Source organism: Pseudoalteromonas sp. UBA2102 (genome assembly GCF_002331165.1).
In the GTDB taxonomy this organism is placed as follows: Bacteria; Pseudomonadota; Gammaproteobacteria; order Enterobacterales; family Alteromonadaceae; genus Pseudoalteromonas; species Pseudoalteromonas atlantica.
In genome coordinates this window covers 1-25,784 of the sequence record NZ_DCYU01000102.1, presented here as the reverse complement: position 1 = coordinate 25,784, position 25,784 = coordinate 1, and the positions used below count along the sequence as shown (strand labels likewise).

Annotated in this window: 19 protein-coding genes; 10 read left to right on the top strand and 9 right to left on the bottom strand. The window is 42.7% G+C overall.

Annotated elements, in window-relative coordinates; all coding sequences use genetic code 11:
- Positions 1-9 precede the first annotated feature (9 nt).
- The 5 genes from B2R65_RS14240 to B2R65_RS14220 all read left to right on the top strand — a co-directional run bounded on the left by B2R65_RS14240 (position 10) and on the right by B2R65_RS14220 (position 9,369).
- Positions 10-2,757 (top strand): TonB-dependent receptor, encoded by a 2,748-nt coding sequence (locus B2R65_RS14240; RefSeq protein ID WP_286743705.1) that lies wholly within the window; start codon positions 10-12, stop codon positions 2,755-2,757.
- 173 nt (positions 2,758-2,930) lie between these two features.
- Positions 2,931-4,457, top strand: a complete 1,527-nt coding sequence (locus tag B2R65_RS14235) for a tryptophan halogenase family protein (protein ID WP_054983383.1) — start codon at positions 2,931-2,933, stop codon at positions 4,455-4,457.
- A 12-nt stretch (positions 4,458-4,469) separates the two neighbouring features.
- The gene (locus B2R65_RS14230) at positions 4,470-5,231 is read left to right on the top strand and encodes a SapC family protein (protein ID WP_029774126.1); all 762 of its coding nucleotides are present in this window, start codon (positions 4,470-4,472) and stop codon (positions 5,229-5,231) included.
- Positions 5,232-5,312: 81 nt separating this feature from the next.
- On the top strand, positions 5,313-6,791 hold the full coding sequence (locus tag B2R65_RS14225; protein WP_024032020.1) for an SLC5 family protein: 1,479 nt from the start codon (positions 5,313-5,315) through the stop codon (positions 6,789-6,791).
- 445 nt (positions 6,792-7,236) lie between these two features.
- Positions 7,237-9,369: an alpha-galactosidase gene (locus tag B2R65_RS14220; RefSeq protein WP_286743702.1), complete on the top strand. Its 2,133-nt coding sequence runs from the start codon at positions 7,237-7,239 to the stop codon at positions 9,367-9,369.
- A gap of 63 nt (positions 9,370-9,432) precedes the next feature.
- On the opposite strand, the gene B2R65_RS14215 is transcribed toward B2R65_RS14220, so the two are convergent.
- Positions 9,433-10,134, bottom strand: a complete 702-nt coding sequence (locus B2R65_RS14215; protein WP_004588172.1) for a FadR/GntR family transcriptional regulator — start codon at positions 10,132-10,134, stop codon at positions 9,433-9,435.
- Positions 10,135-10,312: 178 nt separating this feature from the next.
- On the opposite strand from B2R65_RS14215, the gene B2R65_RS14210 reads away from it, so the two are divergent.
- The gene (locus B2R65_RS14210; protein WP_286743699.1) at positions 10,313-11,071 is read left to right on the top strand and encodes an SDR family NAD(P)-dependent oxidoreductase; all 759 of its coding nucleotides are present in this window, start codon (positions 10,313-10,315) and stop codon (positions 11,069-11,071) included.
- A gap of 1 nt (position 11,072) precedes the next feature.
- Positions 11,073-12,029, top strand: coding sequence for a 2-dehydro-3-deoxygalactonokinase (locus B2R65_RS14205; protein WP_121636845.1), 957 nt, complete (start codon positions 11,073-11,075; stop codon positions 12,027-12,029).
- Positions 12,030-12,100: 71 nt separating this feature from the next.
- Here B2R65_RS14205 and glpD read toward each other — a convergent pair whose 3' ends face one another.
- From glpD to galE, 7 genes are all read right to left on the bottom strand, one after another.
- Positions 12,101-13,606 carry a glycerol-3-phosphate dehydrogenase gene (gene glpD, locus B2R65_RS14200; protein WP_273589384.1) on the bottom strand — a complete coding sequence of 502 codons (1,506 nt, stop codon included), beginning with the start codon at positions 13,604-13,606 and terminating at the stop codon, positions 12,101-12,103.
- Positions 13,607-13,807: 201 nt separating this feature from the next.
- A complete protein-coding gene (gene glpK / locus B2R65_RS14195) occupies positions 13,808-15,310 on the bottom strand; it encodes a glycerol kinase GlpK (protein ID WP_054983387.1) in 1,503 nt (500 codons plus the stop codon).
- Positions 15,311-15,515: 205 nt separating this feature from the next.
- On the bottom strand, positions 15,516-16,844 hold the full coding sequence (locus tag B2R65_RS14190) for an alpha/beta hydrolase family protein (protein WP_286743692.1): 1,329 nt from the start codon (positions 16,842-16,844) through the stop codon (positions 15,516-15,518).
- 31 nt (positions 16,845-16,875) lie between these two features.
- Entirely contained in the window at positions 16,876-17,877 is a 1,002-nt protein-coding gene (locus B2R65_RS14185) for a Gfo/Idh/MocA family protein (protein WP_096738945.1), read from the bottom strand.
- Positions 17,878-17,896: 19 nt separating this feature from the next.
- Entirely contained in the window at positions 17,897-19,045 is a 1,149-nt protein-coding gene (galK, locus tag B2R65_RS14180) for a galactokinase (RefSeq protein ID WP_024032028.1), read from the bottom strand.
- Complete coding sequence (locus B2R65_RS14175; RefSeq protein ID WP_286743689.1) at positions 19,035-20,099, bottom strand: UDP-glucose--hexose-1-phosphate uridylyltransferase; 1,065 nt, start codon at positions 20,097-20,099, stop codon at positions 19,035-19,037. The genes galK and B2R65_RS14175 overlap by 11 nt, the downstream gene beginning before the upstream one ends.
- Before the next feature lies 1 nt (position 20,100).
- Entirely contained in the window at positions 20,101-21,114 is a 1,014-nt protein-coding gene (gene galE / locus B2R65_RS14170) for a UDP-glucose 4-epimerase GalE (protein ID WP_024032029.1), read from the bottom strand.
- 306 nt (positions 21,115-21,420) lie between these two features.
- Between galE and B2R65_RS14165 the strand changes: the two genes are divergently transcribed.
- Complete coding sequence (locus tag B2R65_RS14165; RefSeq protein ID WP_286743686.1) at positions 21,421-22,248, top strand: SDR family NAD(P)-dependent oxidoreductase; 828 nt, start codon at positions 21,421-21,423, stop codon at positions 22,246-22,248.
- Between the two features lie 147 nt (positions 22,249-22,395).
- On the opposite strand, the gene B2R65_RS14160 is transcribed toward B2R65_RS14165, so the two are convergent.
- Positions 22,396-22,635 (bottom strand): HP1242/YdcH family protein, encoded by a 240-nt coding sequence (locus B2R65_RS14160; RefSeq protein ID WP_004588182.1) that lies wholly within the window; start codon positions 22,633-22,635, stop codon positions 22,396-22,398.
- Positions 22,636-22,935: 300 nt separating this feature from the next.
- Here B2R65_RS14160 and B2R65_RS14155 point away from each other — a divergent pair, with 300 nt between their 5' ends.
- A complete protein-coding gene (locus B2R65_RS14155) occupies positions 22,936-23,925 on the top strand; it encodes a zinc-dependent alcohol dehydrogenase family protein (RefSeq protein WP_024032031.1) in 990 nt (329 codons plus the stop codon).
- Between the two features lie 332 nt (positions 23,926-24,257).
- A partial coding sequence (locus B2R65_RS14150; RefSeq protein ID WP_286743683.1) for a GGDEF domain-containing protein occupies positions 24,258-25,784 on the top strand: 1,527 nt, incomplete at its 3' end.

Here is a 25,784-nt window from a genome sequence, read left to right as displayed (position 1 = left end):
TTTTAAAAAATGATAATTAACAATAAGTTATCGTTCAACAAGAAAACCGCACTCAGTATTGCTATTACAGGCATATTGGCAAGCGGCCACGTTGCAGCTCAAGGCGCTGAAGGCGACACACCGACAGTAGTAGATAAAGATGTTGAGGTTATCGCAGTAACGGGTATTCGCAGCAGCTTACGTTCATCAATGTTAGATAAAAAAGCATCTAATGTTGTAACCGATGGGATTAAAGCAGAAGATCTTGGTAAATTTCCTGATTTAAACGTAGCAGAGTCTCTGCAACGTATCACAGGTGTAGCCATTGACCGTAGTGGCGGTGAAGGGCAAGCAGTAACAATTCGTGGTTTTGGCCCACAATTTAACACGGTACTTGTAAATGGTCGTCAAATTGCGACTGACAGTGCAGGGCGTGAATTTAATTTTGATGTATTAGCGGCAGATCAAATCACAGGCGCTGATATTTATAAAAGTAACAGTGCAACGCTTCAAGAAGGCGGCATTGGTGGTACGGTTAACGTAACCACAGCTCGTCCATTCGATTTTGGTGGCTTACATGTGATTGGTTCAGTAAAAGGTATGTACGAAAGCCTTTCTGAAGAAGTATCGCCATCGGCTTCATTTTTAGTAAGTAATACGTTTAACGACGACAAGCTCGGTGTGCTTTTTGCCATCACTAACCAACAACGTAAGCTGCAAAATAACCAAATTTTAACGGCTGGTTGGCGCGGTGGACAAACTATTTCAAATCCACAAGACGGCGTACTGTACGACAATGCATACATCCCACGTAACTGGGACCAAGTTGTAGATGAGCAAGACCGTGAACGTACTAATGCAAGTTTAGTATTACAATATGCACCGTCTGACGATATTACTATTACCGTAGATGGTTTAATTTCAAAATTTGAAGTGGACTCATCAGTACGCGATTTAGCTTCTTGGTTTGAACCAGACCGCGTAGGTAGCGCAACAATCGATCCAGAAACGGGTACCTTGCTTACCTTTACGCAAGAAGTAGGTTTAGGTAACGCCAGTGGCAATCCTGCAACCGACTTTGTATCACACACACGTAACTCGCGTGATGTAACTAACAAAGCATTTGGTATTAACGTTGACTGGCAAGTAAACGAGTCATTAAAAGCAAAATTTGACGTATCTCGCTCAACAGCTGAAAACGACCGTGCTGGTAATGACCGCTTTAACGTAGTGGGTATTATTAACAGCTACAGCTTTGACGGCACCGGTAGCGTTCCTACCGTACAGCATGATGGTTTTGAAAATGGCTCGCTGCCAGATGCAAACCTTGCGCGCCTTCACTACAACGAAATTGGTAACCAGTTTACTGATGAAGATGAAATTACCGAAATCAAAGCCGATTTTGAATATGTACCAGATAAAGGCCCTGTTGATCGCATTAACTTTGGTGCTTATCGTCAAGAACGTGAAAAATCAAGCTTCCAAATTTTTGGTAGCCAATGTCAATTTTGTGGTTACGGCACTGAAGCACCACTTGATGAAATTGATTTTGAAGCTTACTCAGCAAGTAACTACTTCCCAGGTTTAATCGATACATTTTATAGCTACGACGGCGATAAAATGCTTGATTACCTTGCTGACCAAGGTTTCCCTGTAGAGCCAACACTACAAAATAACCGTTACACAATTAACGAAGACATCACTAGCCTTTACATGGACTTTACCATTGGTTTTGACCTAGCTGATATGCCAGTTACGGTTAACATGGGTGCACGTTACTCAGAAACTGATATTGAAGTAGCTGCTGTACAAAGCTTTATCAGCGATGTTATTCCTACCTCTGATGCCACTTTATTCCAAAACGTATTTGGCCCGGCAACAGACATTCAAGAAGGGACGAGTTACTCAAACTTACTTCCTTCTTTTAACGTTAAGCTTGAGCTGCAAGACAACATGATTTTACGCTTTGCAGCGTACGACAGTATTACTCGTCCTACTATGTCACAGTTATCACCTGCGACCACGTTTAACGAGCCTCGTCGTCAAAACTTAACAGCAAGTGGTGGTAACCCTGCACTTAAGCCGTTCCAATCTGAAAACTGGGATATCTCTTACGAGTGGTACTACAACGACGCTAACTTATTTAGCTTTGCCGTATTTAGTAAAGAAGTGGATGACTTTATTGTTACCCTAACCGGCGACGAAACATACGACATGACTGACCGTACAGGCCCTGATTTTGCGTGTACAACCTGTACTGATCAAACCGATGCCGAACTTAACGGTAGCTCAGAAGTTTACACTGTAAGCCGCCCGCAAAATGGCGAGTCTGCAACGGTAACGGGTTACGAAATCGGTGTAACTCATATGTTTGAAAACGGCTTTGGTTTTATTGCTAATGCCACGGTAGTAGATAGCGACATTAGTGTTGATGGCGATACAAGCCAAACATTTGCGCTTGAAGGGTTAGGTGATTCACAAAACTTAGTGCTGTTTTACGAGCAAGATAACTGGCAGGCACGTGTTGCATTTAACAACCGTGAGGGCTTTTTACGCTTAGTTGATAACGGCTTTAACGGCGAACCAGTGAATGTAGAAACGTACGGTCAATGGGATATTAGTGCAAGCTACGATATCAACGAAAACTTCACTATTTTTGCCGAAGGCATCAACATTACTGAAGAAGAGCTAGTGCAAACGGGCCGTTTTGCTAATCAAATCTACTCTGTAGAAGATAATGGCTCACGTTACGCGTTTGGTATTCGCGGTACGTTTTAATTGATAGCAGAGGCAGCGATTGCCTCTTAGTTTTCATTGCAGTGCATTATAAGTACTGTTACTAATAAAGTTAGTAGCTAATTTGCACAAAATGAGACTAATTTAAACAAATGCCCGAAAGGGCATTTGTTGTCTAACCGGTTATCAATAAAGTACTCAAAGAGTAGTCCGTTATGAATAAAGCAATAAAAACAATCGCCGTAATTGGTGGCGGCACAGCAGGATGGCTGAGCGCTGCAATTATCGCTTCGTATCACCAAGGTAATAAGGGTGATGGCTTAAAAGTGATGTTGGTAGAATCATCTGATATTCCAACAATTGGTGTAGGTGAAGGTACCTGGCCCACTATGAAAAACACGCTTCAGCAAATTGGTTTGCGGGAAGTGGATGTATTTAAAGCCTGTAATGCCACCTTTAAACAAGGCGGTAAATTTGTAAACTGGACGCATGGCAACAACGATTTTTACTACCATCCCTTTACGGTACCGCTAGGCTACGGCCGTATAGATTTAGCCCCCTATTTAGATAATGTTGAAAACTTTGCTCAGCAAACTAATTTTCAGCACGATATTTGCGAAGCAAACCTAGCACCGAGAGGCATTGCGCAAGGCGAGTATCAAGCAAATTGTAATTACGCATATCATTTAGATGCCGGTGCCTTTGCTGAGCTATTAAAGCAACATTGTAAGAGCAAACTCGGCATTGAGCACATTATTGGCACCGTTGATCAGGTAAAGCTTGATGAAAGCGGGGCTATAGACACCCTTACCTTAACCGATCAAACCCGCACCATAAACGCCGATTTATACATAGACTGCACGGGTTTTTCATCGCTGTTACTAGGCCAAGCCCTTAACGTGCCATTTAAAAAAATGGATCACGTATTATTTAACGACAGCGCCCTAGCTATGCAAGTCCCCTACGATGAAGGTGATGAGTCACTGGCCAGTCATACCATTGCCACCGCACAAAATGCTGGGTGGATTTGGGATATAGGCCTAACGCATCGCCGTGGTGTAGGGCATGTATATTCAAGCAAGTTTTTATCAGATGAAGAAGCCGAGCAAAACTTACGCAACTATTTAGGTGATGCCGCTAAAGGCTTAACTGCCCGAAAAATAAGTTTTGAGTCAGGCTATCGCGAAAAGTTTTGGCACAAAAACTGTGTTGCCGTGGGAATGTCGGCAGGTTTTGTAGAGCCCCTCGAAGCAACCGCCATTATGTTGGTTGAAATTTCGTCTCGCTTTGTTGCAGAGCACATGCCAGCCGATACCCAAGTAATGCCCATTGTTGCAAAGCGCTTTAATGAGCAAATGGATTATCGCTGGCAGCGTATTATCGACTTTTTAAAACTACATTACATGCTAACTAAGCGCCCAGAGCCTTATTGGCAAGCGCACGTACAACCACAAAGCATTCCGCAAAGTTTACAAGAAGATTTACTGCTTTGGGGGACGCGTGGCCCTCTTATTCAAGATTTTCATGGCGCATTAGAGCTATTTCCTGCCGCCAGTTACCAGTATGTTTTATACGGTATGGGCTTTAAGCCCGACTTTACTAAGCAAGCGTATTTGTACTCAAACGATGCGCAAGCAAATCAAATAATTGAACGTAACAGCCAGCTTACACAGCAGATGTTGCAAACGTTGCCGCCTCACCGTGCTTATATTGAGCAGTGGCTTGCGGCTAACCCAGTTTAAGGATGTGTAACTATGGCAATTAGTGAACTATCAAATACTCAACACCAAGCAATAAAAATTAACCCTAATGCGGGTGTTGAATACGCAAAAACACAGCATTTAGTTAATCTACGTGCAAACGAAGTAGCAAAAGCAGCCTGCGATTTACCTATTTTTTTAGCGCGTAACGCACACAACGGCAGCTACACCATTTCCGGCTTAACCAGCTTTAGTGCTCAGCAAAGTTTATTTGTGAGTAACAATCAATGGCAAGCGCTGTACACGCCTGTGTGCATGCAAACCCAGCCGCTTTATTTACTCACTCGTGAGGCAAATAGCAGTGATTACTTTATTGCTATTGATGAGCAAAGCTCAGCCGTTAATACCCAGCAAGGCGAGCCGTTATTTGATGCCAAAGGCAACCCAAGCCTGTATTTAAGTGCGCAGCAAAAGCTACTAGAAAGCGATTTAAAAAATGATTATCAAACGTACCAATTTACCCAAGAAATTGCCCGCTTAGGGCTTATTAAAAACATAGATATTGTTTTGCAGTTTGAACAAGGCGAGGCGCAAACTATTCAAGGTTTGAGCACTGTTGATGAAGATAAACTGCAAACTTTAGACAGCGATACCATTGCCAATTTACACAAACAAGGTTACCTGAGCGTACTTAACAGCATGCTTATTTCGTTGTTTCAGTTAAATGCGTTAGTAAAGCGTCACAACCAGCATCCTGAACTTATGCCATTAAAGCAAATTAAGTTAGAACTAAGTCGAGATGCACACGCACTGTAAGGTGCAATTTATTAATTAGCCTTGATAGGTTAATACGTTCACATAGACAGACATTGCGTTTAACGCGCTGGAGACACACACATGTCAGACAACATTTTGCAGTTGGTGGTTTTTTTCTTTGTAACCGCTTTAATTGGTGGACTTACATATTGGAAGTGCCGAGGCCAAAACCGTAATAGTGGTGATAATCAAACAAAAGAGTATTTTTTAGCGGGCGGTGGCCTTACTTGGATGTTTGTAGCAGGCTCAATTACGCTCACAAATTTAAGTACCGACCAGCTGGTGGGCATGAATGGCAATCAAATGGCCTTGCTCGTGTGGTGGGAATTGGCGGCTATTTTAGGGCTTATTATTTTAGCCAAAGTATTTATTCCTGTTTATTACAAGTACAACTGTACAACCACCACAGAGCTGTTAGAAAAACGCTACAACAACAAGCATATTCGCGCTGTTATTGGTGGCTTATTCTTTTTAGGTAATGCGCTAATTTACATGCCTGCGGTTATTTATTCTGGTGCGCTATTTATGCAAACCATGTTTAAGGTTGATATTCCGCTAATGTACATAGCGACCGCTTTTGCTTTAGTAGGCGCTATTTATGCATTTTTTGGTGGCTTACGAGCGGTTGCCGTATCCGATACCTACAATGGTTTATTAGTGTTAGGTATGGCAATACTGGTCGTATTTTTAGCGCTTAACGCGATTGATTACGACTTTAGCGGCATTCCACAAGAGCGCTTAACATTAATTGGTGATGCTGACTCGCCAATCCCTTGGCCTACGCTTTTAACCGGTATGATCTTTATTCAAATGTATTACTGGGGTACTAACCAAACCATTACCCAGCGTGCAATGGCTGCGCCAAACGTTAAAGAAGCGCAAAAAGGGATATTTGCAGCAGCGGGTATTCGCTTTTTAATTGTACCGGCGATTGTGGTGCTACCGGGTATTATTTCGTACAAACTGTATGGCGACATTGGCGATGCAGCTTATGGCCGAATTGTAGGTGATGTAATGCCTGCTTGGTTAACGGGTGTGTTTGCCGCAGCAATGGCGGCAGCAGTGCTTTCTACTTATAACAGCTTATTAAACTCGGCTACGGCACTTTACGTGTGTGATATTCACGAAGCTTACTTTAATAAAGAGCCAAGTGTAGTAAAGCTAAGTGGCTACGTTACGTTGTTACTTACTAGTTTAACGCTTGTGCTTGTGCCAATTTATCAGCAAGCTGACAGCATTATTAACTTACTACAACAGTTAAACGGCTTGTTAAGTATGCCTATATTCTCAATTTTTGTAGTGGGCTTATTGTTTAAAAATGTGGATGCGCGTGCAGGTATTGCCGCGGTAATTTTAGGCGTGGTTATGTATGGCATGCTGACGTTTGAAAATTCGCCACTACATACTGAACTACACTATATTCACTTAATGCCAATTACACTGATTGTATGTGTAGCCTTTGCGTTAATCGTTAATAAAGTGGTATTTGGTTTAAATGCACAGTGGGCAGGTAAAACACCTGCTATTGAAGATACGCCACCAGTGCACGCACCAAAATAACCAGCAATAAAAAGTTAAGTCACTTTTTATTAGCCAGTTAACACATTCCTAAATCGGCCTAAGGTAACTTAGGCCGATTTTTATTTATTCAATTAATCGACACTGTAGATAACACCTGTGGGCAATAATACTTAATCATTTTGCGGGGCTAAACGTGTGACTACCTGCTGGGGCTTTAAAGGCTACCCTAGGCTAAAAGCGCACTAAATATAATATTGCTCAAGGTGGTATTAAATTTTTTAACCGCTGTTTAAGTTAATTACTGGTATAGCCAGTAATAATATTGGCTAAATTACACCGTAAACACTATCTAAAAGTAATTTGTATGATATATACTATTATTTTAAAATCACTGACTGCAATTTGATGCAGTAAGCGGCGAGTAAGCACACATATAATGTACTCGCGTATTAAACTCATCTTCATTAAAGAGGACAGGAGAATCATGGCTGATATTAAACCATTCTTTCGATTAGACAGCGCAAACAGCACCGTTATTTTCGACTGCCAGAGCAAAACCCCAGCGTTACTTTATTTTGGTAAGCGCCTATCTGAGCAAACAACTGAAACAATGCTAACTCAGCTTGCGACTCGTCAGGAAGTAAAATGTGCCGTGGTTGAAGAAGCACCTATTTCTCTTTCTCCGCTATTAGGTGAAGGCTTTACCGGCGCGCCAGGACTAGAGCTGTCAAACGACACCATAGCTTGGTCAGTTGGGCCTGCTCTTCAAGATGTTCGTCAGCCAACCCCTTCTAGTTTAGAGTTTGTAAGTGTTGATGAGCTGCGTGGTATTGAAGTAGTGCACAGCATCACACTTGATAGCAACACCGATGTGCTAAGTGCGCATACCGTATTAACCAATTTAAGTGATGCACCGCTAAGCGTTAATTTTTGCGCCGCACCTACGTTCCAACTACCCGATAGCATGAACAAGCTAGTGAGCTTTGAAGGACGTTGGTCTAACGAATTTCAACGCCAATCGGTTGATTTAGTATTAGGCAGCTTTGTACGCGAAAACCGCAAAGGTAAAACATCGCACGACGTATTCCCTGGTTTATTAGTTCATAGCGAAGGCGCAGGCGAGCAACAAGGCGAGTGTTATGGCTTTCATTTAGGTTGGAGCGGTAACAACAAGCTACGCGCTGAGCTACTACCAGAAGGACGCCGTTATGTGCAAATGGGTGAGTTATTATTACCGGGCGAGCTAACCCTTGCTAAAGGCCAAACATATCAAAGCCCAAGTATTTATGGCTCGTTTTCGAGCTATGGCTTTAGTGCGCTGTCGCGTAATTTTCATCGTTTTGTTAAAGCTAACTTACTTAGCCAGGCGCAGCGCGAAAAAACACGCCCAGTGCATTACAACACGTGGGAAGGTATTTACTTCGATCACGATGTAGACACGCTAAAGCAGTTAGCCGATAAAGTAGCGCCATTAGGTATTGAGCGTTTTGTACTGGACGACGGTTGGTTTAAAGGTCGCCGTGGTGATTATGCTGGCCTAGGTGATTGGACCGTAGACTACGAAATTTACCCAGACGGCCTATCGCCAGTGATTGACCATGTAAACAACTTAGGCATGGAGTTTGGTATTTGGTTTGAACCTGAAATGGTAAACCCAGATAGTGACTTATACCGCGCTCATCCTGATTGGGTATTAGGCTCAGAAAATAACGAGCAACTTAGTTTTAGAAACCAGCTAGTGCTTGATTTAACGCGCACTGAGGTTGTTGAATACCTATACAAAGCGATTGATGACATTTTAGTTGAATACCCAACAATTAAGTACATTAAATGGGATATGAACCGCGATATAAACCACGCGGGTAACTTCTCAGGCAAGCCTGCGGTGCATCAGCAAACACTGGCACTGTATCGCTTAATCGACCGTATTAAAGCGGCGCACCCTGGCCTTGAAATAGAAAGCTGTTCGTCAGGTGGTGCCCGTGTAGATTATGGTGTGCTTGCACACACAGACCGTGTATGGACGTCAGATTCTAACGATGCACTTGACCGTCTTGAAATTCAACGCGGCTGTTCGTTCTTCTTCCCATCGTCGGTTATGGGTGCACACGTAGGCCCTCGTGATTGTCATATCACAGGTCGTAATGTCAGTATTGAAATGCGTGCTGCGGTATCTATGTTTGGTCATATGGGTATTGAAATGGACCCACGCGAGCTGACCGATCACGAATACAATGCGCTTAAAGCGGCTATTTCGCTGCACAAAGAGCACCGTGAATTTATTCATGCTGCCGATTTGTACCGCCTCGATAGCGACGATTTATCAATTAACTTTGGTTTAATCGACGAGCAAAAATCAAAAGCGTTATTTGCGTATAACAGTGTACGCGAAACACCGCGCACTGCGCCTAATAAGCTTCGTTTTGTTGGTTTAGATGCAGATACACAGTACACACTTAATTTAGTGTGGCCTGTTAAATTTGAAGAATACCGACCTTCGTCTATTGCCGCTGTTAACGGGCAAACCTTTACGGGTGAAGCGTTGATGGAATTTGGCCTACAAATGCCAATTTCATTCCCGCAAACATCACTTATTTTTGAGCTTAACAAAGCTTAAAATATAATACGCAGTAAAAAGGGAGCTAATTAGCTCCCTTTTTTAATAATGTTTTTTAAGCTATTAGTCGAGTTTAGACTCAATCAGCTCAAGCGCTTCTTCTAAAATGGTTTCTACTGCTTTTTTAGCGCGCTCTGGATTACGCGATTTAATCGTATCTAAAATATCAGCATGCTTTGCAACGTCGGCCCCTGGCACACCTTTAATGTGGTTGGTGTAACGAATACTTACGCGCAGCGCGGTGCTAATAAATTCAGTGAGCTGTACAAAAAAGCGGTTATTACTGGCTACTAAAATACTGGTATGAAAGGCAATATCGGCTTCAAGCGGATCGTCTAAGCCTTGGTCTGCATCGGCCATGCGGGCAAGTGCGTTGTCTATTTCAGCAAGTTGTTCGGCGCTGGCATTTTCAGCTGCTAGGGCAGCGGCTTGTGGCTCAAGTGCGACACGTACTTGCGTAAACTCTTTTAATAAAGAAAGCGACGGTTTACTGCTTAAAATCCAGCGCAGTACATCTGTGTCAAACATATTCCAGCTGCTTTCTGGCAGTACGCGGATCCCTTGCTTAGGGCGAGAAGATATTAAGCCCTTAGCAGAGAGCATTTTAACTGCTTCGCGTGTTGCACTGCGGCTCACATCGTATTTTACGCATAGGTCAGCTTCTGAGGGCAGGCCTTCGTTAACAGGGTAAACGCCACGCACAATTGCAAAGCCTAAATCATGGGTTAATTGTTGTGTTAAATTTTGACGAGGTTGGCTTTTCATTGAGCGTTATCCGAATGAGTTATTGCTTTATTATATATCATATATCATATTAATGTACGAAAGGATATGTTATAAACTTTGTTAAAGGCAAGTATTTTAACACAGCTGTAACAGTAATCCTCTTTAGCAAATAATTATAAATATTGAGAGGGGCAGTCTGTATTATGGAGAAACGCATTTGAATAATCACGCTCACTACCCCAGTATTTCTGGCAAAGTTGTTTTTATTACCGGGGGCGCTTCAGGCATTGGCCGTGCAATGGTAAAGGCGTTCGCCGCTCAAGCTGCCAAAATTGCCTTTATAGATATTAATAACGAGGCTGCCCAATCTCTTATAGCCTCACTGCCTAACGCCAAATTGTGGTTTAGACAGGTTGATGTAACCGACTCAAATGCTTTACAGCAATCTTTGGTAGATGCATGTGCTGAACTAGGCGCTATTAATGTACTGGTAAACAATGTAGCCAACGACCGCCGCCAAGCCAGTGAAGACGTTACAGTACAAGATTGGGATCAATGCCTACAAATTAACTTAAATCCAGCGTTTTTTGCCTCGCAAGTCGCTATGTCTTTTATGAAAAGCGAATGCGCGGGGAGCATTATTAATTTTAGCTCTATCAATGCCATCATGGGGCAGCCACAAATGGCGGGTTATGTAACGGCAAAGGCCGGTTTAATCGGCATGACTAAAGCACTGGCACGCGATTATGGTGAATTTGGTATTCGGGTGAATGCTATTTTACCAGGTTGGGTTGCCACCGACCGCCAATTAGCCAGTTGGTTTACCGAGCAAGAGCAAGTGAAGTGGATGGAAGCCATGGCTCTTAAAAAGTTAGTAACCCCTGAAGATGTAGCTAATTTGGCACTTTTTTTAGCTGCCGACGAAAGCAGTATGATCACCGGTCAAGGTATTAAAATTGACGGTGGGAGGCTCTAAGTTGCAGCACTTAAACCTTTTTATAGCCGTAGATTGGGGCACGAGTCATTTACGCGCCTATTTATGCAGCGTAAATACCACAGGGCAGTTAACTTTAATTGCTCAGCGCGACGGCCCAGGTGTGATTAGAGATAAACAAAACTTTGAACATACTTTAATTGGTGTCGTTGCACCATGGACCAGCGAATACGGCGTTTTACCTATTTATATGGCAGGGCAAATCACCTCAAGTATTGGCTGGAAAGAAACCCCTTATTTAGCGTGCCCTATAAACCCCGAAAGCCTACTTAGTGGCGCAATTAATTTTGATTGTGCAGGTAATAAAGTCAGTGCTTTGCCTGGTACAAAATGCACATTACAAAACAATTTATTTGATGTAATGCGCGGCGAAGAGCTGCAAATATTAGGTTTTTTAAAACAAAACCCGGCCTATCAGCAAGGCAACGTACTCATTTGTTTACCCGGTACCCATACTAAATGGGTGCTGTTAAAAGATGGTCAAATTATCTGTTTTAAAACCGCAATGACCGGCGAATTATACGACTTGCTATGTCATCAAAGTGTACTTATTCCTAACGACTGTGAAGCGGGGGAATTTGATTGGCATGCATTTGAGCAAGGCTGTGAACTCACGTTAGGCAGTGACAGCGGTAATTTGGCGCACGGTATTTTTAGTGTCCGTACGCGCCAGCTTTCAAAAGAGTTAACACCAGTGCAAGCCAAGGCATACTTGTCGGGCGTGCTTATTGGTAGTGATGTACGCGCTGCACGCCATGCCAGTGAATGGCAATTGGTGAATAATTCTAAAGTAGTGGTTATTGGCACAGAGCAACTAAATACCTGCTTTACCCATGCGTTAAATTGCATTGGTGTGCAATGTTTAGAGTTTGACGTAAAAGAGGCTACGTTAAGTGGTTTTAACTACTTATTTAATAGTAATAAAGCCAAGCAAATATAAAAAAGCCCCCAATATTGATTGTGCAATTATTGGGGGCTAGTTCTTAAATTAAGTAAGGGTTAAAGCTGCTGTTAAGCTGTTTTAGCCGCTTGGCTTTGCGTAATATAATGATTAAGCGTTGCCACTTGTGCTTCATTAAAGCGCAGTCCTAGTTTACTTCTGCGCCATAAAATATTGTAAGCGTTACCCGCCCATTCTTCATTTAGTAAGTAATCGACTTCTGCTGCAAATAAGCCATGGCCAAAATCTTGGCCTAAATCACTGAGCTGGGTTGCACTGCCTAAAATTAGCTTTGCACGAGTCCCGTAGGTACGTACAAAGCGTTTTAGAGTGATTTCTGGTAACCAATTATAGGCTGCTTTAAGCTCATTGGTCAGCGCTTCTACCGAGCTAAAATCGCCACCGGGTAAGGCGCTGTGTTTGGTCCATGCTTCACTCATTTGCGGGTAAAATTCTTCAAGTTTATTTACCGCAGCTTCGGCAAGTTTACGGTAGGTGGTAATTTTGCCACCAAACACACTTAGCAGTGGTGTGTGTTTGCCTTCACTTGAAAGCTCTAACTTGTAATCACGCGTTACTTTTTGTGCATTCACTGATTCGTCATCAAGCAGTGGGCGCACACCCGAAAAGGTATGTACTATGTCTTCGCGTTTAATGTGGTTTTTAAAGTAGCTGTTAGTAATATCGATTAAGTAATCGATTTCTTCATCACTAATTTTTACATCTTGGGCTGCGCCTTTGTGTTCAACATCGGTGGTGCCTACTAGCGAGTAGTCATCTTCAAACGGTATAACAAACACAATGCGCTGATCTTTATTTTGTAAAATGTAGGCTTGTTTTTCATCGTGAATACGCGGCACCACAATATGGCTGCCTTTAACAAGGCGAATATTTTGTGGCGATTTTTCTATCAGTGCTTCGTCAAATAATTTTGCAACCCAGGGGCCCGCTGCATTAACAATACCTTTGGCCTTAATAGTCTGTTGCGCCTTAGTTTGTTGTTGCTCAAGCGTTACCTGCCACTGGTTATCGATGCGTTTTGCACTTACACACTTGGTTTGCGTAGCAATGGTTGCGCCTTTGTTTTGGGCAGCTAAGGCGTTTAAAATTACCAAACGTGAATCATCAACCCAGCCATCTGAGTATTCAAACCCTTTTGTAATTGAAGGTTCTAATACGCTGTTTTCACCAAATTTAATGCCACGCGAGCCAGCCAGTGTTTCGCGCTTAGCTAGGTTGTCGTACATAAATAAGCCAATGCGGATCATCCATGCTGGGCGTAGGTGGGATTGGTGCGGTAGCCTAAAGGTAAGCGGCCACATAATATGCGGGGCATTTTTAAGCAGCACTTCGCGCTCAGCCAAGGCTTCTTTTACTAATCTAAATTCGTAATGTTCAAGGTAGCGTAAACCGCCGTGGATCAGCTTAGAACTATTTGAAGACGTTGCACTGGCAAGGTCTGATTGTTCACACAATAGAACTTTTAATCCTCTGCCTGCTGCATCAGCTGCTATTCCAGTGCCATTTACACCGCCACCGACGACGAGTAGGTCGTATTCGTTATCTGCTAATTCCACCGAGCTAACCTTTTTATTTGTAATATAAATAAGACATATAACATCATAAAGCTGCGGCTCTTATTTGACAATAGATAACCGCGCTTTTTGCTTGTTAATTTTTAATCCTGATCTTTTTAAAACATACAGCGTACAACGCGCCATTTAAGCGCTGTTGTCGGTGTTTTGTAAGCCGCTAATTTTAATTAGCGGCTGGGCGTATTACGTTTGTTTGCTATCATCACTAGAGAGACAAACTTGCGCTACACAGTGCTGCCACTTTGCGTATAAATCGTTACGTTCGTCAGCGCTCATTGTTGGCTCAAAGCGACGGTCGCAGGTCCACATTTTTGCTAATTGCTCAGTTGACTCATACACACCGGTTTGTAAGCCTGCTAAGTATGCTACGCCTAAAGAGGTGGTTTCGGTCACTGTTGGGCGCTCTACCGTTGCGCCTAAAATGTTTGATAAAAAGGTCAGTACCCAGTTATTTTTAACCATACCGCCATCTACCCGTAACACGCTTGGGCGTAAGCCATCACGCTCCATTGCTTTTTGTAAGTCTTTGGTTTGATACCCAACCGATTGCAGTGCAGCAGCAACTATGGTGCTAATGCCAGAGTCGCGGGTTAAACCTAAAATAGCGCCACGTGCATTTGGGTCCCAGTAGGGCGCGCCTAAACCTGTAAAGGAAGGCACTAAAAATACCCCATGATCAAGCGGTACATCTTTTACTAACGATTCGCTCTCTCCGGCATGGCTTAATAGTTTTAAGCCTTCAACAATCCACTGCATCGTGGCGCCTGCCATAAAAATGCTGCCTTCAATGGCATATGTTGGTTTGCCATTTAGCCTGTAAGCCACCGTGGTTAGTAAGCGGTTTTCAGAGGTAAGTGCTTTTTCGCCGGTATTCAGCATTAAAAAACAGCCCGTACCGTAAGTACTTTTTGCCATACCTTGCTCAAAACATGCATGTCCTACAAGGGCTGCTTGCTGATCGCCGGCAATACCACATACGCGTATTGGTGCGCCAAAAATCTCATCGCTGGTTGAGCCAAATTCGTCGGCTGAGTCCATCACTTGGGGCAGCATAGATTCAGGAATTTCGAATAAATCGAGTAGTTCTTGATCCCATTGCTGAGTATGAATATTAAATAACATAGTGCGTGATGCATTGGTGGCGTCGGTGCGGTGCTCTTTACCACCGGTTAACTGCCATAGTAAGTAGGTATCAACGGTACCAAACGCCAGTTCACCTGCAAGGGCTTGTTCGCGTGCGCCTTCAACGTTGTCTAAAATCCAGCGCACTTTAGTGGCCGAAAAATACGGGTCTAGCAGTAAGCCGGTTTTATCGCTTATGGTTTGGCAAAGCTCGTCAGTGCTTAGGCTTTCGCAGTAATCGCTGGTGCGGCGGTCTTGCCACACAATGGCGTTATAAATAGGTTTGCCGGTTTTTTTGTTCCACACTAAAGTGGTTTCACGTTGGTTGGTGATACCAATGGCAATAATTTCTTCAGGCTTAACGTTTTTATCTGCTAATACTTCGCGGCTGGTACTTAGCACGGTTTGCCAAATATCGTTAGGGTCGTGTTCTACCCAACCATTTTGTGGAAAATGCTGCGAAAATTCTTGTTGTGCTGAGCCAAAAACGTCTGCATCTTTTGTAAACAAGATGGCCCGAGAGCTTGTGGTTCCTTGATCAATTGAGAGTATGTATTTTGACATGATATTTGTGTTATTTATCTTATCTTATATATGACTAGATTGCCTTTAACTTACATTAATGGCAATGATTTTTTCTTAAAATAGCCGTTTAAAAAATAAGCACGCTGTTTTTATTTGCTAACTCTTTTAAATAACAGGTGTTTTATAGCAGCATTATTTTAAGTGCGTATGCGGCTAAATATAAAAATAGCCGCCAAAGTTTGTGTTACTTGGTGCGCGGTTTAGCTTGTTGCCAATCCATACCAGTAGAAAAACGATTATCAAACCCATGCCATGCTGGCAGTGGCTTACCATTAACCACAGCTTGGTCGCCATTTTGTGGTAAGTCTAGGTATTCACATTGGCTGGTAATGCCTTTTACGTGGCAGTCCATCATAGCAAGTACAAAGTGTTTGTTGGTCTCGTTTAAGGTGCGCATTGACCACGATGGCTCGTAGTAATGGCCTATATCTAATTCGCTGCTACGTTTGGCAATAGCAGGAGCAGGGTGCGGCGCAATATTATGGCGCGCATTTTTGTAAGTAAGCAGGTACTTGTCGGTGCTGCCCGTTTGGTTATATAGGTTTTTAATGCCTTCATAACCGGATATATCATCTAAGCTACCCGCGATATAAAGCGAAGGCACTTTAATGTTTTGCATAGCACTGGCATTAAATAAGTTATGTTGCCCGCCCCAAGGCGCAAAGGCTACCATGGCTTTTATGCGTGTATCTACTTGTGGATTTTTATATTGCCCACCTGCACAGCTATTGAGTAATTGCTGCACTTGTTTAATTTGTGCAGGGTCTTTTATACCGGTAAACATTGCAGTCGTTTGCTCGTTAAAGTCATAACAGCCACCAATTGTATTAACCGCGCCAAAACCACCCATAGAGTAACCAATTACGCCTGCGTTTTTGTTATCTACTTGCTTGCTGGCAAAGTTGCTCTGTTCGTTAAAGTAGTTAAGTACAAATTGTTGATCGCGTGAGCGGTTTATAAGGGTACTAAAAAAGCCCGAAAACGGCGCATTTTTAAAATCAACATCTGCATTGGTTGAGTCAGTATGATCTATGGCTGCCACAATGTACCCATGCGATGCTAAATGTTCGCCCAAGTAATACATAATTGTACGATAGCCGGTATAACCGTGTGAGAGCACAATAACAGGGTAGTGCTCTTTGTTATTAATGGCTACATCGCGCATGGCATCGGCTTGTAAGGTAAACGTTTTACCTGTACGGGTTATGTCGCTGTAGCTGGTTAAGGGTGCGTTTGCACTGTCTGCTGCTGGGTACCACACTTCTACTTTTAAAGGGCGATCTTTTTTAGCTTGGGTTGCAGGGTCAAACTGCGCGGGATTTACTAAATCAAGCGTTTGTACGCCAACGCTGTAACTACCTTTAGCAGCAAGCTCAGGAAGTACTTCGCTGGTTAAAGGTGGGTAGAGTTGCTCTGGCGTTTTTTGATCTGCAAAAACAGTACTTGCTGTTAAGCAGCCCGTTGCTAGCAGCAAGGCTTTTGAAAGCGCCTTTAACGTGTGTGTGGTTGTCATTGTGTATCCTTGTTGTGTGTATTTTTTATTATTAATCTAGCTGATGGGCTTCAACGCTATCGCTGTATTTAAGCTGCCACTGCGCCCGAAGCGTATCCATTATGTGCATTACCCGCAGGCTTGTGCTGAGCGGTAGTACATTGCTTTGTTTTTGTTGTTGTAAAATACATTCGCTAACGTGCGCAATTTCAAATTTAAAGTTTTCATCGTCATTAAAGCTAAAATCAAACTGCTGCACTTGTTGTGCGTTTAAATGAAGCTCTAGCGACTGTGCACCAACAAATTCAGCAATGCGAATATACCCATGCTCCCCTAAAATACAGGCTTCGGTAGGGCCATTTTGTTGTAACGCGCTACTAAGCTGCGCAAATTGCCCTTGGCCGTAATTTATAAGGGTTACACTGCGCTCATCTACGCCGGTCGTGCTTTTATGTACTAATGATTTAATTTGTTCAGGGGCTTTATTAAATACCACATCGGCAATCGATATAGGGTAAATACCTAAATCAAGCAATGCGCCACCTGCGGTCGCAGGGTTCATTAAACGGTGTGAGTCAGCAAAGTCGCCCGCTAGGCTAAAGTTGGCATTCACACTGTGTACTTTGCCTATTACGCCCTCGCTTAATAACTGCTGCAGTTTTACTATGGCAGGTAAAAAGCGCATCCAAACACCTTCCATTAAAAAGCAGTTTTGTTGCTCGGCTAACTGGCTAAGGGTTATGAGTTGCTGTGCATTAACAGTAATGGGCTTTTCGCTGAGTACATGCTTATCGTGCACTAAGCATTGCGCAATAGTTTTAAAGTGTTGCTCGTGGGTATTAGCAATATATATGGCGTCAATGTGTGGGCATTGCATAAGGGCTTGGTAGCTCTCATAGCCTTTAACTGAATAGTGTGTGGCAAATTCTTTTGCGCGTTGCTCGCTGGTCGATGCTGCGCCAATAAGCTGTGCATTAGCGCAATGCGCAATGCTTTTAGCAAAGGTGTGAGCAATATTGCCACACCCAATAATACCCCAATTAACCTTTGCCATGCTTATTCCTTAATGATGTTTAAAAAGACGTAATTTGTAATCCTGAACCTGCTGAACATACGTAAATGTCGGCATTTAAATTAAAACGTTCAAAGTAGTGCTGCTCAACCGCTGCTTTGATAAGTGGTACTTCTGCATCACGGCATAAACACACAATCGCACCGCCAAAACCGCCACCGGTCATACGTACTGCACCGCGTTCGCCCATCGCTTCTTTACAAATTTCTACTAGGCCGTCGGTCGCTGGCACGGTTACTTCAAAGTAATGCTTAAGCGATTGGTGCGATGCCGCCATTAGCTCGCGCAGCGTATCAATGTCGTTATTTTGCAGCGCTTTAGTTGCTGCAATTACACGCTCGTTTTCGCTAATTACATGGTGTGCACGTTTGTATTCGTTTTCGCTTAGTGCATCTTTAGTTGCTTCAAGCGTGTCCATGGTGGCTTTACGAAGCGTGGCTACATTCATTTTTGCAGCTGCTTGCTCACAGTCAACACGACGTTGGTTGTACTCGCTATCTACCAATTTACGTGGGTAGTTAGAGTTAACAATAACAATGTTTAAATCATCGGGTACTTTTACTGATTCAGTTGCTAGGTTTTCACAGTCAATTAAAAGCGCATGGCCGTTTTCGCCTTTTGCCGAAATAAGCTGATCCATAATGCCCGATTGGCAATGCATAAAGTCGTTTTCGGCTTCTTGGCCTAGTAAGGCAATTTTTTCTTCGCTTAAACCAAGCTGTGCAATATGGTTAAACATACCACCAATGGCCACTTCTAATGCCGCCGATGAAGATAAGCCACTGCCTTGCGGTAAGTTACTGTCAATAAGTAAATCGGCGCCGCGTAAAGTATGGCCCGCGCGCTTTAGTACAAATGACACGGCACGGATATAGTTACCCCATTGCGATTGCCCTTCGCTGATGTCTTCATCAACACTAAAGCTGTCTTTTTCGCCTGGGTAATTTAACGAATGCACGGTAATGATGTTGTCGTCGCGCTCTTTAAACATAACTTGAGTACGAAACTCTAACGAGCACGGAAATACAAAGCCGTCGTTATAATCGGTAAATTCGCCAATTAGGTTTACACGCCCAGGTGCTGCAGCAATACCTTGAGCAGGCGCACCGTACAGTGATAAAAATTGTTGTTGAAAATCGTTAAGCGTCATCAGTGTGTCCTGCTGTTTTTTTGTAGTGTGTGGTACTGGCTGCTTGTAAAATAGAGGCAGCTGTTTCTGCGCTTAAATCGCGCTGGCTTTCGCCTAGCATTTCGTAGCCAACCATGTGTTTTTTAACGGTGGCAGAGCGAAGTAGCGGTGGGTAAAAATGGGCATGTAAGCGCCAATGTTGCTCATCTGAGCCACGATTAGCCGGTGCATTGTGCCATCCCATAGAATACGGGAAGCTACAATTAAATACGTTGTCGTATTTAGTGGTTAATACTTTAAGCGCTTGTGCTAAGGCGTCTGTTTGCGCATCGTTTAGCTGGCTAAAGTTTTGAATGTTATCTTTAGTTACAAGCAGTGTTTCAAACGGCCATGCTGCCCAAAATGGCACCACCACAAGCCAGTGCTCGTTTTCAAATACGACGCGGGTTTTATCTGTTTGCTCTTTTTGCACATAATCGGCAAGCATCGCGCTGCCATGCTTTTTATAATAAGCAAGCTGCTGCGTATCTTCGGCTTCTATTTCGGTTGATAAATGCGCATGTGCCCATACTTGGCCATGTGGATGAGGTTGCGAGCAACCCATGATCTCGCCTTTATTTTCAAATACCTGAACACACTCATAGTGTTGTGCAAGTTCTGTGTAGTTGTCTTTCCAGGTTTTTACTACTTCGTGTAGGGCATCGTGCTCAAGCTCTGGCAGTGTTTTGTTATGCTCTGGCGAAAAACAAATTACACGGCATTCGCCGCTTGCTTCATTAGCAATAAATAAATCGCTGTCTGAGTCTAAGCTTTGCGATTGCTTGCTCTCATTAGGGGTAAGTGCGCCAAAGTCATTTCTAAATACATGGGTGTATTTGTAATCTGGGTTGCTGTCGCCATTTGCACGGGTGTTGCCTGGGCAAAGTGGGCAGCTTTCATCGTGTTTTGGTAGTACGCTTTCGTTTACTGCTTCTGTAGCACCTAACCACGGGCGGTTATTACGATGTGGTGATACTAATACCCAGCGTCCCGTTAGCGGGTTTTTACGTCTGTGAGTACTTTCTAATAAAGCCATGTTAACTCTCCAACCCACTTGGGTAATTAGTTTGCCAGCGCCATGTGTCGTTAGTCATGTCGCTCAGTGTTAGTTCTGCGTGCCAGTTAAGGGTGGTTTGCGCTTTTGTGGCATCGGCGTAATTACAGGCAATATCGCCTGCACGGCGCGGTGCAATTTTATACGGAATATCTTTATTGGCTGATGCGCTAAATGCTTTGATCATATCAAGCACCGAATAACCTTGGCCGGTGCCTAGGTTGTATGCATGAAAGGCGGTATCGGTTTTATGTTGCATAAAGGCCGCTACATGGCCTTTAGCTAAATCTAAAACGTGAATATAGTCGCGCACGCCGGTGCCATCTTTGGTGTCGTAGTCGTCACCAAAAATATTAACCACTTCGCGTTTACCCACCGCAGTTTGAGCAATAAATGGCATTAAGTTATTTGGGATACCATTTGGGCTTTCGCCTAATAAGCCGCTTGGGTGCGCACCAACAGGGTTAAAGTAGCGAAGAGCAATGCCCATAAATTGGCTGTTGGCATTACATACGTCTTGCATGGCTTGTTCAACCATCACTTTAGTCCAACCGTATGGGTTAGTAGCGCGTATAGGGTGTTTTTCATCAATAGGTAGGTAGTCTGGCTCGCCGTACACAGTGGCCGATGAGCTAAATATAATATGGTTAACGCCTACCTCTTGCATGTTTTGTAGCATGCTTAATGTGCCCGACACATTGTTTTGGTAATAACGCAATGGTTGCTCGGTTGATTCACCTACCGCTTTAAGTGCTGCAAAGTGAAACACAGCCTCAGCTTGGCTGTGTTTAAGGGCAAGTTTAAACTGCTGCTCGTCTTGAATGTCACCTAAAATAAACTCAAAACGGGTGCCGGTAATTTTTTCGAGTTGATCAAGCACACGGGGGCTTGCGTTAGATAAGTTGTCGTAAATAACTGGGGTAATGCCTGCCTCATGAAGGGCAATACATGTGTGGCTACCTATATAACCCATACCGCCTGTAACTAAAACTTTCATGTGTTTTCTCGAAAAGTGTATTTATATGATAAATACTACTATTAAGGTAATTTAAAAACAATAGTTATGATTGCTCGTTATTTCAAATAAACGCTTAAAATTCACCCAAGCAAAGGCACAATGGCTATACCTACTTAATAAGGGCGCATAGGTTTATCAATTAATTCTATAAACTGATTCTACTGAGCCACTAATTATTAGTCGCTAAAAGTGGTGGTACTATTAGCAAATAGCAGTGAGCTAATGCGTGTGTAATTTGTCGTTAATGCAATGGCCAAAGTCTTAATACAAAAAGGAACGTTCAACATGAAAAAAACAATTTTATTAACCGGTGCCACCGACGGTATTGGCCTAGAGACCGCTAAAATGTTGTTAGCGCAAGGGCATACTGTATTATTACATGGCCGCAACCAGGACAAGTTAAATACTGTACAAGCAAGCTTAAACGCTGATTACCCGCAAGCAAGCACAGCCACCTACATTGCCGATTTAAGCGATATGGCGCAAGTAAACACCTTGGCTCAGTCAGTGTTAGCCGATTTACAAAACGCGAATGAAATACTTGATGTAGTTATTAATAACGCCGGTGTTTATAAATTGGCAAATATTACTACTGTAAATGGGCTAGATGCACGTTTTGCAGTTAATACGTTAGCGCCTTATTTACTTACTAAAGCGTTACTGCCTGTAATGAACACGCAATCACGTGTGGTTAACGTGTCATCGGCTGCACAAACCAGCGTTAACTTTGACTCGTTAGTGGGCAAAAAGCCACTATCAGATAGCGCAGCCTACGCGCAAAGCAAATTGGCTATTACTATGTGGTCGCGTCACTTAGGTTTAGCACTTAAAGGTAACGGGCCATTAGTTGTTGCGGTAAACCCTAAGTCGTTACTAGGTAGTAAAATGGTAAAAGATGCCTACGGGCTTGCTGGTGGCGACTTAAAACTAGGCGCTGATATTTTTTGCCGCGCCGCATTAAGTGACGAATTTAAAGATGCCACCGGCCTTTATTTCGATAACGATGCAGAGCGCTTTGCACCGCCACATCCAGATGCGCTCAACCCTGCTAAAAATCAGCAGTTAGTTGATACGTTAGATAGCCTGCTTGTTCAACTAAATGCTGATAGCTAGTAGCAAATTAACGCGAAAAGATTTCACACATGCCTTATAAAGCCTAGTTGTTTTTTATAAAGCCGATATGTGCTTTAAATGTTTTACCCTTTGTTGATCGTCAAAGAGTTCACCTAACAGTGAACTCTTTTTTTTTTGCGTGCAACATTACTCTTGTTGTAAACGCTCGTACAACCAATCTTTTAATTCTGAACGCTCATGTTTTAGTTGATTCATTTGCTCATCGCTAATGGGCGCATCTTTAAGCTCTAAAACACGAATCTCTTTATCTAGCTTGTCGTATTTATCTGCCTTTTTAGCAAATTCTGTGTCGCTTTTATTTAGCTCTGCAATGGTATTTAGGTACTGCGGAAAGTCATTGGTAAGTGAGTGGTCTTCGCCTAACATATTCGCTCCTTAGTAGGATAAATGAGTTACTTAAGTGAATTACTACCTTTTCATATATTACTCTGGGGCTTAGACAATAATAAATCAACCATAGCTAGCTTAAATTGATATAGCGCAGCGACTGGGTAGGATTTTGTTTAACGCCTACTTTTAAACAGTGATGGAGGATTTTTAAACTCTATTATAAATATTATTTTGAAACTGATTGTATGTTTAGCCTTATTATCATTTGTAAAGGGTGTGTCTAGAATGAAGCTTCATTAAATAATTACTTATCAACAGATAACAGAGGCAATACCCATGAAAGCAATGACAATTAATAATTTTGGTGGCACTGAAGAGTTTGTAGCAGCTGAGGTTGCAAAACCACAAGTAACAGCAGGTAATGTGTTAGTTCGTATTGCCGCAACAAGCGTAAATACAATTGATATGATGATTCGTCAAATGGGCGCTGACTTACCCTTTGCTCCAAAACTACCGGGCATTTTAGGGATGGACTTTGCAGGCACCGTTGAAGCTGTTGGCGAAGGTGTAACAGACTTTGCAGTAGGTGATGAAGTATATGGTTGTGCTGGTGGCTTAGGCGATTTACCAGGTGCACTTGCTGAGTTTATTCTTGCTGATAAGCGCTTAATTGCTCACAAACCTAAAAACCTAAGCATGAAAGAAGCAGCCGCTATTCCACTTGTAGGTATTACAGCACTTGAAGGCTTAACACGTGCAAGTGTAAGTGCAGGCCAAAAAGTATTAGTACACGGCGGCGCAGGTGGTGTAGGCCATTTAGCAGTACAACTAGCTAAGCATTTTGGCGCTGATGTTTACTCAACTGGCGGTAACGCAGAGCAACTAGCACTAATAGAAAGCTTTGGCGCTACAGGCATAAACTTTAAAGACGAAACCGTAGAGCAGTACGTTGAAAAACACACAAGCAACGTTGGTTTTGACATGGTATTTGACACCGTAGGTGGTGGTAACCTGACTAACTCATTTGCTGCAGCAAAGCTAAATGCACAGGTATCTACAACGCTTTCTTTATTAGAAGTAGATTTAAGCCCAGTACACTTTAAAGGGTTATCGTTAAACGTAATCTTTATGCTTATTCCAATGATCCACGACTTTAACCGTCAAGACCACGGCGACAAACTGACTAAACTTACGCAAATTGTTGAAGCAGGCGGTATGCGCCCAGTACTTGATGAGCAAGACTTTAGTTTAGAAGAAGCAGCTAAAGCGCATGACCGCTTAGCAAGTGGCCAAGCTATGGGTAAAGTTGTTATTTCTGTACAATAAATTATACCAATCCGCATAATTAAGTGAGCTATTTTGAGGATGGAAAAGCGTGTTGATAGCAAGGCAAAAAATTCGCTATTTAGTTGCTCTAAATGAGAATTTTTTAACGTAGATAGCGACACGTTTAGCCCCTGAAAATGATTAAGTATTATTGCGGATTGGTATCATTACGGCCGGCATCCTCGCCGGCCTCTTTCTTTTTTATGCCCGCCTGATTAACGTTTGTACACCCTTTTTTATAACCAAATATAAACAATAGTGCTTTTATTAATCGTATATAATTACGCTTTAAAATGAGTTGTTAATATTTTAGGGTCAGAGCAAGCGTTTATATGAAAATATTCACTAATAAATTTGCCAGTAAAGCTAAGCAGTTTTATATCGGTATTGTGCTGGTAGGCTGTGTACTGTCTGCGATGGTTTATTATCAGGCAGAAACCATTAAGCGCACCTCATCGACCTTAATGGAACAACAAATTCCGGCGCTACGCGATATTCGATTAATCGAAACCTACCTAGTAAAGCAAGAGCGCTTATTATATGAGTATTACGCAACGAGTAAGCGTGAACTTTATTTAATCGACTTTTTAGAAAACCATGTACGTATACTTGCGCTAATAAAAAACCTAGATCAAAACCACAGCACATTAGCGCTAGAAAGCAGCTTAAGTGATGAGTTTAAAAGTGGTTTAGACTTAGCACTTAAATTACACGAAAACTTATCAAGCAGCAGCACTAGTTGGGATTTAGCCAGAGAGCAACTAGAGCAACTCACCGAACTGCAAGCCCAAGTGATGGGGCACTTAACAAATGCAGAAACGGTTATTTCAAATGCGGTTGATAGCGGCTACAAAGACACCGAAAGCAACCTGCACACCACAGTCAATATTGTGTTTTTGTTTACGTTTGCCATAGTGCTGGTAAGCATTTATACAGGGCGTTACGCATCTAAATTTATAAAGCTTAGTGCCCGTAACGAACGTTTAGCGCTATTTCCAACGCGCAACCCTAACCCAATTGTGAGTTTAAGCGCCAATCTTGAGCTTAACTACTGTAACCCTGCCGCTATTGCTATGCATAAAGAGTATGTAAGCGATAAACACAGTACGCCCATTGCATTACTAAGCCCTAATATAAAGCAGCAACTAATAGACACTAAGCAGTCGGCTAGTCATGTTGAGCGTTTTTATACACAGCTAGATAATCATTACCTCACTTACCAAATACATTGGCTGCAAGAAATAGATGCCTTTGATATACACATACGCGATGTAACAGAGCAATTTGAGGCAGAGCGCTCATTAGAGTATTTAGCCTTTCACCACCCGTATTCAAAGTTGCCTAACCAAGCCAGTTTAGAAACATACACCAATGAGCTAATTTCGCTTGAGCAGCCTTTTAGTTTAATGCTGATTGATGTAAGCCACTTTAAGCTATTGCTTGAGCAATATGGTTTATCGGGGGCTAACGAGTGTATAAATGCCTTTGCTATGCACTTATCGCGCAGCGCTAATAAATTTTCTCAGCAGTTAAAAAGTAAAAACAAACTGACTTTTTACCACATTGCCGATGCTAACTTTGTGGTTATTTATACCGAGCAAGATTGCTCAACAACCCTAGATGACTTACTCAAAGGCGTACAAAGCCGTTTAAGCCAAGCTATTAGCACACCGTACGGTGAAATGCGCATGAGCTTTAACTGCGGTGTAACACGCTACCCAACTAGTAATGACTATAAAACGCTTCTACTGCACGCCAATATTGCTTTAGAAGAGGCAGTAAAACGTAATATTCCCTACGCTTATTTTGATACCGAAAGCGGAGTTAAGCATGCACAGCAGCTGCATATTGCTCGGCGC

Coding starts and splice junctions, on each gene's coding strand:
- B2R65_RS14235 (WP_054983383.1), top strand. CDS start 2,931: ATGAATAAAGCAATAAAAACAATCGCCGTAATTGGTGGCGGCACAGCA.
- B2R65_RS14240 (WP_286743705.1), top strand. CDS start 10: ATGATAATTAACAATAAGTTATCGTTCAACAAGAAAACCGCACTCAGT.
- B2R65_RS14155 (WP_024032031.1), top strand. CDS start 22,936: ATGAAAGCAATGACAATTAATAATTTTGGTGGCACTGAAGAGTTTGTA.
- B2R65_RS14160 (WP_004588182.1), bottom strand. CDS start 22,635: ATGTTAGGCGAAGACCACTCACTTACCAATGACTTTCCGCAGTACCTA.
- B2R65_RS14220 (WP_286743702.1), top strand. CDS start 7,237: ATGGCTGATATTAAACCATTCTTTCGATTAGACAGCGCAAACAGCACC.
- glpK (WP_054983387.1), bottom strand. CDS start 15,310: ATGTCAAAATACATACTCTCAATTGATCAAGGAACCACAAGCTCTCGG.
- B2R65_RS14230 (WP_029774126.1), top strand. CDS start 4,470: ATGGCAATTAGTGAACTATCAAATACTCAACACCAAGCAATAAAAATT.
- galK (WP_024032028.1), bottom strand. CDS start 19,045: ATGACGCTTAACGATTTTCAACAACAATTTTTATCACTGTACGGTGCG.
- B2R65_RS14175 (WP_286743689.1), bottom strand. CDS start 20,099: ATGGCTTTATTAGAAAGTACTCACAGACGTAAAAACCCGCTAACGGGA.
- B2R65_RS14165 (WP_286743686.1), top strand. CDS start 21,421: ATGAAAAAAACAATTTTATTAACCGGTGCCACCGACGGTATTGGCCTA.
- B2R65_RS14215 (WP_004588172.1), bottom strand. CDS start 10,134: ATGAAAAGCCAACCTCGTCAAAATTTAACACAACAATTAACCCATGAT.
- B2R65_RS14225 (WP_024032020.1), top strand. CDS start 5,313: ATGTCAGACAACATTTTGCAGTTGGTGGTTTTTTTCTTTGTAACCGCT.
- B2R65_RS14190 (WP_286743692.1), bottom strand. CDS start 16,844: ATGACAACCACACACACGTTAAAGGCGCTTTCAAAAGCCTTGCTGCTA.
- galE (WP_024032029.1), bottom strand. CDS start 21,114: ATGAAAGTTTTAGTTACAGGCGGTATGGGTTATATAGGTAGCCACACA.
- B2R65_RS14185 (WP_096738945.1), bottom strand. CDS start 17,877: ATGGCAAAGGTTAATTGGGGTATTATTGGGTGTGGCAATATTGCTCAC.